Source organism: Acidisoma sp., assembly GCF_035492295.1.
GTDB lineage: Bacteria > Pseudomonadota > Alphaproteobacteria > Acetobacterales > Acetobacteraceae > Acidisoma.
In genome coordinates, this window is sequence record NZ_DATJJK010000096.1 from 1 (window position 1) to 8,686 (window position 8,686).

Consider the following 8,686-nt stretch of genomic DNA (forward strand, 5'->3'; position numbering starts at 1 on the left):
CGGCCATATCTTCACCGATCGTCTGCTTCGCGCCCGCGGCATGGTGGAGACGATGTTCATGGGCGCGGAGACCATCCGCCCGCTCATCCAGCGCCTTGTCCCCGATGCCGTGATCGAGACCCGGCCGCGCCTCTCCCAGCTGCACCACGCAGGGCCGGTGAAACTCACCCGCCTGCCGCCGCGCAGCGCCGTCGTCGCCTTCTCGGCGGCCGAAGTCTACGCCATCGCCGAGATGATCCGCCGCAGGCGCGGTGGCTGTGCCGTGGTCATGGGCCGGCTCTCGCCCCGCACGCGCAACGCCCAGGTCGCCCTCTACCAGGAGAAGGAGGTCGATTTCCTGGTGGCGACGGATGCCATCGGCATGGGCCTCAACATGGATGTCGATCATGTCGGCTTCGCCGGCATTTCGAAATTCGACGGCCATAAGCTGCGCCGGCTGACTGCACCCGAGGCCGCCCAGATTGCCGGCCGCGCCGGGCGCGGGATGCGGGACGGCACCTTCGGCAGCACCGGCGAATGCCCCCCGCTGCCGGAAGAGATGGTCCGCGCGGTCGAGAACCATGATTTCGATGCGATCGAGCAGATCTTCTGGCGCAACAGCGACCTCGATTTCACGTCGGTCGACGGGCTTCTGGCCAGCCTGCTGGCCGCCCCCCCGCGCCGGGGCCTCATGCGCGGCAATGACGCCTCCGACCTGGAAACCCTGACGACGCTCGCGCGTGACATGGAGGTACGGGCCCGCGCCCATGGGCGGCGCTCGGTGCGGCTGCTGTGGGACGCCTGCCAGATTCCTGATTTTCGCAAGATCGCGGATGACAGCCATGCCGCCCTCTGCGCCCGGGTGTTCCGCCATGTCGCCGAACAAGGCCACCTCCCGGTCGACTGGATCGGCAGCCAGATCGACCGGCTGGCGCGCATCGAGGGCGATATCGATACCCTGATGCAGCGCCTCTCCGGCGTGCGTGTCTGGTCCTATATCGTGGCGCGGGACGATTGGGTGCGGGATGCCGCCCATTGGCAGGGTCGTGCGCGGGCGGTGGAGGATATGATCTCCGACAGCCTGCACGAAAAGCTGATGCACCGCTTCGTGGACCGCCGCGCAGCCTTGCTCATGCGCCGGCTGGAGGAGCGGGAAGGGCAGGATCTGCTCTCCGCCGTCACCGGGCGTGGCGAGGTGGTGGTCGAAGGTCATTCCGTCGGCCATGTCGCGGCCTTTTCCTTTCTCCCTGATCCGGCCGCGGTCGGTGACGAGAAGCGTATGGTGATGCGCGCGGCACGGCGCGCGCTGGGCGAGGAAATGCCGCGCCGCGTCGGCCGCTTCGAGGCAGCGCCCGATTCCGAGATCACCCGGACCGACCGGCACCACCTGCTCTGGCAGGGGCAGGCGGTGGCGAAGCTGCGCCCGGGCCATTCCCTTCTGCGGCCCATGGTCGAGGTCATCACGAGTGACTTCCTCGATGGCCCGTTGCGCGAACGGGTGCGTCGGCGCTGCCAGGCCTTCATCGACGCGGAGGTCGCGGAAACCTTCGCGCCGCTCTTCAAGGCTCTGGAGGCGGGACGGACCCGGCCTGAAGCGCGTGGCCTCCTGCATCGCCTTGGCGAGGGCTTGGGCGTCGCCCGTGCCGAACCTGATGACCGGCCGGTGCACGGTCCTGTCCGGCTTGCGGGCGGCGGCATGGCCTGGTTTCTGCCCGCGCTCCTCAAACCCCAGCCGATGGCATTGCGCGCGGCTTTGCTGGCGCTCTCTCGCGGCGCCCCGACCCCGGCGCTGCCGCTGCCGAGCCTGACCGCGATCCGTGCGGACCAGCCCTGGGCGCCTGGCTTCGCCGAGGCGCTGGGCTGGGTGCCGGCCGGCCCGGTGCTGTTGCGCCTCGACGTTGCCGAGAAGCTGGCGCGGGAACTTCGTGCGGGCGCGCGGGCGCAGGGTGGGCGCATGCCCCTGCCGCGCGGTATCGCCTCGCGCCTTTCGGTCAAGGCGGAGGCGCTGCCCGTGGCGCTGCGCTCCCTCGGCTTCCGCTTGATTCCCGCGCCGACCTTCGCGCAAGGCGAATACGGGCCGCCGCCGCCGCCAATGATCGCGCCCTTGAGCCCTGGACGCGCCCGGGGACGCAGCGAAGCGGAGCGGAAGCCTGAGCCACCGCGGCCCGACAGCCCCTTCGCGACCCTGGCCCAATTTCGCCCCGCGGCCGCGCGCCTTGGTGCTGCGCGGCGATGAGTTGCGGGCTATGAACGGACGTCCCGGAAAGGCCCACGCGCCGAGCGAGGGGACGTCGCAGCGCCTCGACCTGTGGCTGTGGTGTGCCCGGGTCGCCCGTGGCCGTTCGGATTGCGCGCGCCTGGTGGAGGGCGGGGCGCTCCGTCTTAACCGTCAACCGACGGTGAAGCCCCACGCCAAGCTGCGGGTGGGCGACGTTCTGACGCTCGCGCTGCGGGGCGAGGTGCGGGTCTGGCGGGTACGGGCGCTGGCGAGCCGCCGTGGCCCGGCGCCCGAGGCCCGCCTGCTCTACGAAGAAGTGCTTGAGCAGGAGGCTGATGCCGTACCGTTTCAAAGCGACGGGCCTTGCACGAACGAGAGTGCGGCGGCATACGAAGGCACCCATGAAGCGCCGGACACCGGCAATATCCGGGATGGGCTCCAGGCCTCCTTGCCGCCGGATCGCGGGGGATGCGCATGAGAGCCGATCCCGCGGACCATCTCCAGGAGCGTTGAATGACCTACGTGGTCACCGAAAACTGCATTCGCTGCAAATATATGGACTGCGTCGAAGTCTGTCCGGTGGACTGTTTCTACGTCGGCGAGAACATGCTGGTGATCAATCCGGACGAATGCATCGATTGCGGCGTCTGCGAGCCGGAATGCCCGGCGGAAGCGATTCTGCCTGACAGCGACGATCGCGCCACTGCCTGGGCTGAGCGCAATCGCCGCTTCTCCGAGAGCTGGCCGAACATCACCCGCAAGGGCACGCCTCCCGCGGATGCGGACGAGTGGAAAGACAAGCCGGGCAAGGAAGCGCTCTTTTCGGCCGAACCCGGGAGCCCCTCATGAGCCGCATCGACGAGCGCCTGGCCGCCCTCGGCATCGTGTTGCCTGTGCCGGCTGCGCCGGTCGCCAATTATGTCCCCTACACCATCCACAATGGCCTGGTGACGATCTCCGGCCAGCTGCCGCTGCAGGACGGCAAGATCTTCGCCATGGGCCATCTCGGCGCCGAGGTCGATGTCGATACCGGCCGTTTTGCCGCGCGCCTCAGCTTCATCAATCTGATGGCTCAGCTTCGCGTCGCCTGCGGCGGCAATTTGGACCGGGTGACAGCCGTGCTGCGTCTCGGCGGCTTTATCGCGTCTGCCCCCGATTTCACCGCCCAGGCGGCGGTCATGAACGGCGCTTCCGATCTCGCGGTCGAGGTATTCGGTGATGTCGGCCGCCATGCCCGCTCCACAGTGGGCGTCGCGGCCCTGCCGCTCGGCGCGGCGGTCGAGGTCGAGGGGCTCTTCGCCATCGCCTGATCTGGCAATGGCTGGATGAGTGCAAAGGCGGCGGCGGGATATCTCGCCGCCGCCTTTATTTTTGGTAAATTGCTAGGAGTTTCTCGGGCATCCCGACGCCCGGGAGGCGAGGTGCGCGACCGGGAATCGCATTTTGCGCTGCGCTGCACTATCTTCGCCCCATGCCGGACGGTGCCAGCCTTTCTCTCAGCCTCCACAGCTCCATCCACGAGATCGACCCGAAGGACTGGACTCTCTGTGCGGGGACGGAGAATCCCTTCGTCAGCCACGCCTTTCTCAGCGCGGTGGAGGATAGCGGCTCGGCCGGCAGCCGAACCGGCTGGTTGCCGCAGCATGCCGTGCTGCGCGACGAGGCCGGGGCGGTCCAGGCCATCGTGCCGCTCTACGCGAAATCCCATTCCTATGGCGAATACGTCTTCGACCACGGGTGGGCCAATGCGTTCGAGCGGGCAGGGGGCAGCTACTACCCCAAGCTTCAGGCGGCCGTGCCCTTCAGCCCCGTCCCTGGTCCGCGCCTTCTGCGCCGGCCCGGCTCACCCGTGCCGATGACCGCCCTGGCACAGGCTTTGGCTCAGGCCTGCGAGGAACTCGACCTCTCGTCCGTCCATGTCACCTTCTGCCGGGAGGAGGAATGGGCGGCGCTTGCCGAGGTCGGCTGGCTGCCGCGCATCGGCACTCAGTTCCATTGGTCGAACGCCGGCTATGGCAGCTTCGACGATTTCCTGGGTGCCATGTCGTCCCGGAAACGGAAATCGATCCGGCGCGAGCGGCGGGACGCCCAGGCCGCGGGCCTCACCTTCCGCACCCTGCGCGGGGCCGAGATCACCCGATCCCTCTGGGATGTCTTCTTCGGTTTTTACCAGTCGACCGTCGACCGCAAATGGGGGAGCGCCTATCTCACCCGGCGTTTCTTCCCCATGCTGTCGGAGCGGCTCGCCGATCGCGTCGTGCTGATGATGGCCTTCGATGGCAAGACGCCGGTGGCCGCCGCGCTGAATCTCATAGGCGCCGATACGCTCTATGGCCGCAACTGGGGTTGCCGGGGGGACTGGCCCTTCCTGCATTTCGAGCTCTGCTACTATCAGGCGATCGATTTCGCGATCGCCGAGGGTCTCGCTCGGGTCGAGGCCGGCGCCCAGGGCGAGCACAAGATCCAGCGCGGCTACCTGCCGCAGCCGACCTTTTCCGCCCATTGGATCAGGCATAGGGGGCTTCGCCGCGCCATCGGGCAGTTCCTCGACGAGGAACGCCCTGCCATCCTCCAGCAGATGGAGGCCCTGTCCACGCTCTCGCCCTTCAAGGAAGATAGCTGAACCTTATCAATAACCTAGAATGCGCTTCACCGCACGATGGCGCTCTAGGCTGACGGGATCTCGGCGTAGACTTCCCAGAGATAGTCATCCGGATCGGCGAAATAGCAGCAGCGTGCGCCCCAGGGATAGTCGGCCGGGGGGCGGCGGACGGCGATATCTCGGGCGAGCAAGGTTTCGTGCATTTGGTCGACCTCCCGGGGCGAGGGCAGCTTGACCGAGAGGCAGGCTGGATGCCCGGCGTCCCGGGGCGCCAGCGGCGTCGTGCGCGGCTCGTCCGGCACATGGCCCGTCTCCCAGACGACGAGGCAGACGCCCCGGCTGTTGAAGGCGGCGAAGCCCTCCACCCGCCGCGTGACCGTGAAACCCAACTTCTCCGTATAGAAGGCGATTGAGCGGTCGAGATTTTGGACGAGCAGGCAGATGTCGCTGATGGCGTGAAGCTGACTGAAATCCATCTTACTCTCCCGTGCAGAATGGCGCCGTTGCCGCGGCTTTTGATGTTTTTTGCCGGACGCGCGCAGGCGTCGCGGGATTTGGCCATGCGCCGGCGGCCCAGGCAGCGGCCAAGAGAAGGCGGGTCCGCATTGCTTTGTCTTCCTTGCATGGCATCGCGGGAGAGGTTGCGGAAATATTCGGTCCGGATCAAGCTGCCCGAACCGCCGAACCCGCAAGCGTTTGATGCAGATCCAACCCAGTTTCGAGACTGCCAGGCTGCGGCTGGCACCCCGCAGCCTTGCCGAGACGGAGACCTGTCTCGCCATGGATCGCGCGCCCGGTGTCAGCGATCACGTCAGCGGCCCCTGGGCCGATCCGGCGGCCCATCGTGCCTTTACTGAGGCGCGGACCAGCGGCCCCTGGCCGCCGGGCATGGGCTATTGGACGATCCGGCCACGCGCCGAGCCCACCCGCTTTGCGGGCTGGGTTCTGCTCATCCCGGAGGATGCGGTGGGTCCCGCCATCGAGATCGGCTGGCGGCTGCACCCCGAGGTCTGGGGATGCGGCTACGCGACCGAGGCGGCACGGACGATTCTCGGCCATGCCTTCGGCACGCTCGGGCTCCCGGAGGTCGTGGCCGGGATCATGCCCGGGAATGTGGCCTCGCTCCGGGTGGCCATGAAGCTACGCTTTCCGGCCGAGGGCGAAGCCTTGCCCGGAAGCCCCTATCGCCGCCATGTGCTTAGCGCAGTGTCTCGCAGAATCGAATGATCCGGCTGCAGGCGTCTTCCAATGAGGCGTCGTCCGTCGCGTAGGAAATCCGCACATAGGGGCTCATGCCGAAGGCGGCACCATGGACGAGGGCGACATGCGCCTCCTCCAGCAGCGCCATGGCGAAATCGCGGTCGGTCTCGATGCGGCGGCTGCCGGCGCTGGTGCGGCCGAGGCAGCCGGCCACGGACGGAAAAACATAGAAGGCGCCCTCGGGCATGGCGCAGGTGAGACCGGGGGCCCGCCGCAGCATGCCCACCACCATGTCTCGCCGCCGGTGATAGGCTGCGACCATCTCGCCCACCATCGCCTGGGGAGCGTCGAGCACGGCTGCTGCCGCCGCCTGCCCGACGGTCGAAATCCCCGCGGTCGTGTGGCTCTGCACCACGGTCATGGCGCGGATGAGGGCGGCGGGTCCGCCCGAGAAGCCGATGCGCCAGCCCGTCATGGCGTAGGTTTTGGAAACGCCGGACATGACGACGGTGCGGTCCCGCAGCCCGGGTGCGACGGCCGCGATGCTGACGGACCCGGCGCCGTCATAGCGGAGATGCTCATAGATTTCGTCCGAGAAGATCCAGACATGGGGATGGCGCTCGAGCACGGCCGCGAGGGCGGCCAGCTGCTCGGCCGAATAGGCGGCACCCGTCGGGTTATTGGGCGCGTTCAGCACCACCCATTTCGTCCGCGGCGTGATGGCAGCATCGAGATCCTCGGGCCGGAGCCGGAAACCGTTGTTGGCCGGGCAGGAGACGGGGACGGAAACGCCGCCGAGGAATTGCGCCGTCAAGGCGTAGGAGGACCAGTAGGGCGCGGGGATCACCACCTCGTCCCCCTCGTCCACCGTCGCGGCGAAGGCGTTGAAGATCGCCTGCTTGCCGCCGTTCGAGACCACGATCTCGTTCAAGGCAAAGTCGATCTTCTGGTCGCGGGCGAATTTTCTTTGAATGGCGGCTTTCAGCAAGGGCAGCCCATCCACCGGCGGATATTTGGTCAAGCCTTCGTGCGCCGCCTTCGCGGCGGCTTCGATCGCAACCTCGGGTGTCGCGAAATCGGGCTCGCCAATGGCAAGCGAGATGACGTTGTGGCCCGCCGCCCGCATTTCCCGCGCGCGGGTGGACATCTGGACGGCGGCAGCGGTTTCGGCGCGGCCAAGGCGCTCTGAGAGTGCGGGCATCCGATTCGTGACCCTTATCAATAGCTCTAGGATTTCCGGGCAGACTGCAGCCAGCCCGCGACCATGATGAGCGCTGAGAGCAGAAGCGAGTACCCGCCCGCGGCCCAGAAACTGATTCCCGTCTCCGCTGGGCCCAAACTGGTGAGGTTGCTGGTCAGCCGGTCGCCCCAATAGATCACGGCCGTGACCACGGGCCAGGTCATGATCCCGGCCAGGAAATAGACGGCGACGGTACTGCCACGCGCCTTGGCCCAGATGCTTTGACCCACGCTGCGGCTTCCTTGATGCCCCACCCGACCGCCTCAGGCACGGGCGGCGGATGGAGAATGAGACCGGCCGCCTGCGGCAGACGGTCTCTCCGGTCGGAAAAACTTACTTCAGGCCGGCGCAGAAATGCTGGATGCGCTCGCAAGCCTTTCGGAGAGAGTCCGTATCCGTTGCGTAGGAGATACGGAAATGCCCGGGGAACATGAAGGCCGCGCCATGCACGGCGGCCACACCCTCTTCCTCCAGCAGCGCGGTCACAAAGGCCTCGTCATCGCGGATGACCACGCCCGAGCGGCTGGTCTTGCCGATGCAACCGGCGACCGATGGGAAGACGTAGAAAGCGCCTTCGGGCGTCGCGCAATGGATGCCTTCCGCCTTGTTCAGCATTTCCACCACCAGATTGCGCCGGGCGCGATAGGTGTCGGTCCAGTCCTTGAGGAAATCCTGGGGCCCGTTCAGCGCTTCCACCGCCGCCGCCTGGCTGATGGAGGAGGTGTTGGAGGTCGACTGGCTCTGCAGCTTGTCCAACGCCTTGATGAGAGCGGCGGGGCCGCCGCAGAAGCCGATGCGCCAGCCGGTCATGGCATAGGCTTTGGAGCAGCCGTTCATGGTCAGCGTGCGGTCTTTCAGACCCGGCTCGACCTGCGCCAGGGTTGCAAACTCAAAATCGTCATAGACGAGCTTTTCGTAGATGTCGTCGGTCAGCACCCAGACATTGGGATGGCGCAGCAGCACGTCGGCGAGGCCGCGCAGATCGGCGGCCGAATAGGCCGCCCCGGTCGGGTTGCTCGGGCTGTTCAGGATCAGCCAGCGGGTCTTGGGCGTGATCGCGGCTTCGAGATCCGCGGGGCTCAGCTTGAAGCCGCTGTTCTCGCCGCAAGGGACGATCACCGGCTTGCCGTCGGCGAGCGAAACGATGTCCGGATAGCTCACCCAGCAAGGGGCGGGGATGATGACCTCGTCCCCGGCATTGAGCGTCGCCAGCATGGCGTTGAAGATGACCTGCTTGCCGCCGGTCGAGACCATGACCTCGTTCGGCGCATAGTCCAGGTTGCTGTCGCGCTTGAACTTGGCGATCACCGCCTGTTTCAGCGCGGCGGTGCCGGAGACGTCGGTATATTTGGTGTCGCCCGCCTGGATGGCGCGGATGGCGGCATCCTTGACGTTCTGGGGCGTATCGAAATCTGGCTCGCCGGCGGACAGGCTAATGATGTCCCGG

10 protein-coding genes are annotated in these 8,686 nt (G+C 67.1%); 6 read left to right on the forward strand and 4 right to left on the reverse strand.

Annotated features, from left to right (window positions below; all coding sequences use genetic code 11):
• From VL752_RS06630 to VL752_RS06650, 5 genes are all read left to right on the forward strand, one after another.
• Positions 1–2,215: helicase-related protein (locus VL752_RS06630; protein WP_325353394.1), on the forward strand; the 2,215-nt coding region annotated here is incomplete at its 5' end.
• Positions 2,216–2,225: 10 nt separating this feature from the next.
• Entirely contained in the window at positions 2,226–2,675 is a 450-nt protein-coding gene (locus tag VL752_RS06635) for an RNA-binding S4 domain-containing protein (RefSeq protein WP_408863068.1), read from the forward strand.
• 35 nt (positions 2,676–2,710) lie between these two features.
• A complete protein-coding gene (gene fdxA / locus VL752_RS06640; protein ID WP_325353397.1) occupies positions 2,711–3,046 on the forward strand; it encodes a ferredoxin FdxA in 336 nt (111 codons plus the stop codon).
• The gene (locus VL752_RS06645) at positions 3,043–3,507 is read left to right on the forward strand and encodes a RidA family protein (protein WP_325353399.1); all 465 of its coding nucleotides are present in this window, start codon (positions 3,043–3,045) and stop codon (positions 3,505–3,507) included. The genes fdxA and VL752_RS06645 overlap by 4 nt, the downstream gene beginning before the upstream one ends.
• 161 nt (positions 3,508–3,668) lie before the next feature.
• Positions 3,669–4,820: a GNAT family N-acetyltransferase gene (locus tag VL752_RS06650; RefSeq protein WP_325353401.1), complete on the forward strand. Its 1,152-nt coding sequence runs from the start codon at positions 3,669–3,671 to the stop codon at positions 4,818–4,820.
• A 44-nt stretch (positions 4,821–4,864) separates the two neighbouring features.
• On the opposite strand, the gene VL752_RS06655 is transcribed toward VL752_RS06650, so the two are convergent.
• Positions 4,865–5,275, reverse strand: a complete 411-nt coding sequence (locus VL752_RS06655; RefSeq protein WP_325353403.1) for a VOC family protein — start codon at positions 5,273–5,275, stop codon at positions 4,865–4,867.
• A gap of 223 nt (positions 5,276–5,498) precedes the next feature.
• On the opposite strand from VL752_RS06655, the gene VL752_RS06660 reads away from it, so the two are divergent.
• On the forward strand, positions 5,499–6,026 hold the full coding sequence (locus VL752_RS06660; protein WP_325353405.1) for a GNAT family N-acetyltransferase: 528 nt from the start codon (positions 5,499–5,501) through the stop codon (positions 6,024–6,026).
• On the opposite strand, the gene VL752_RS06665 is transcribed toward VL752_RS06660, so the two are convergent.
• From VL752_RS06665 to VL752_RS06675, 3 genes are all read right to left on the reverse strand, one after another.
• A complete protein-coding gene (locus VL752_RS06665) occupies positions 5,998–7,200 on the reverse strand; it encodes a pyridoxal phosphate-dependent aminotransferase (RefSeq protein WP_325353407.1) in 1,203 nt (400 codons plus the stop codon). The genes VL752_RS06660 and VL752_RS06665 overlap by 29 nt on opposite strands.
• A 26-nt stretch (positions 7,201–7,226) precedes the next feature.
• The gene (locus VL752_RS06670) at positions 7,227–7,469 is read right to left on the reverse strand and encodes a hypothetical protein (protein WP_325353409.1); all 243 of its coding nucleotides are present in this window, start codon (positions 7,467–7,469) and stop codon (positions 7,227–7,229) included.
• A 103-nt stretch (positions 7,470–7,572) separates the two neighbouring features.
• Positions 7,573–8,686 (reverse strand): pyridoxal phosphate-dependent aminotransferase (locus VL752_RS06675; RefSeq protein ID WP_325353411.1); only part of this gene is annotated, 1,114 nt, incomplete at its 5' end.

What these genes read in the sequence shown, in the direction of transcription:
- VL752_RS06635 (WP_408863068.1), top strand. Translation starts at nt 2,226, where the DNA reads ATGAACGGACGTCCCGGAAAGGCCCACGCGCCGAGCGAGGGGACGTCG.
- fdxA (WP_325353397.1), top strand. Translation starts at nt 2,711, where the DNA reads ATGACCTACGTGGTCACCGAAAACTGCATTCGCTGCAAATATATGGAC.
- VL752_RS06645 (WP_325353399.1), top strand. Translation starts at nt 3,043, where the DNA reads ATGAGCCGCATCGACGAGCGCCTGGCCGCCCTCGGCATCGTGTTGCCT.
- VL752_RS06650 (WP_325353401.1), top strand. Translation starts at nt 3,669, where the DNA reads ATGCCGGACGGTGCCAGCCTTTCTCTCAGCCTCCACAGCTCCATCCAC.
- VL752_RS06655 (WP_325353403.1), bottom strand. Translation starts at nt 5,275, where the DNA reads ATGGATTTCAGTCAGCTTCACGCCATCAGCGACATCTGCCTGCTCGTC.
- VL752_RS06660 (WP_325353405.1), top strand. Translation starts at nt 5,499, where the DNA reads ATGCAGATCCAACCCAGTTTCGAGACTGCCAGGCTGCGGCTGGCACCC.
- VL752_RS06665 (WP_325353407.1), bottom strand. Translation starts at nt 7,200, where the DNA reads ATGCCCGCACTCTCAGAGCGCCTTGGCCGCGCCGAAACCGCTGCCGCC.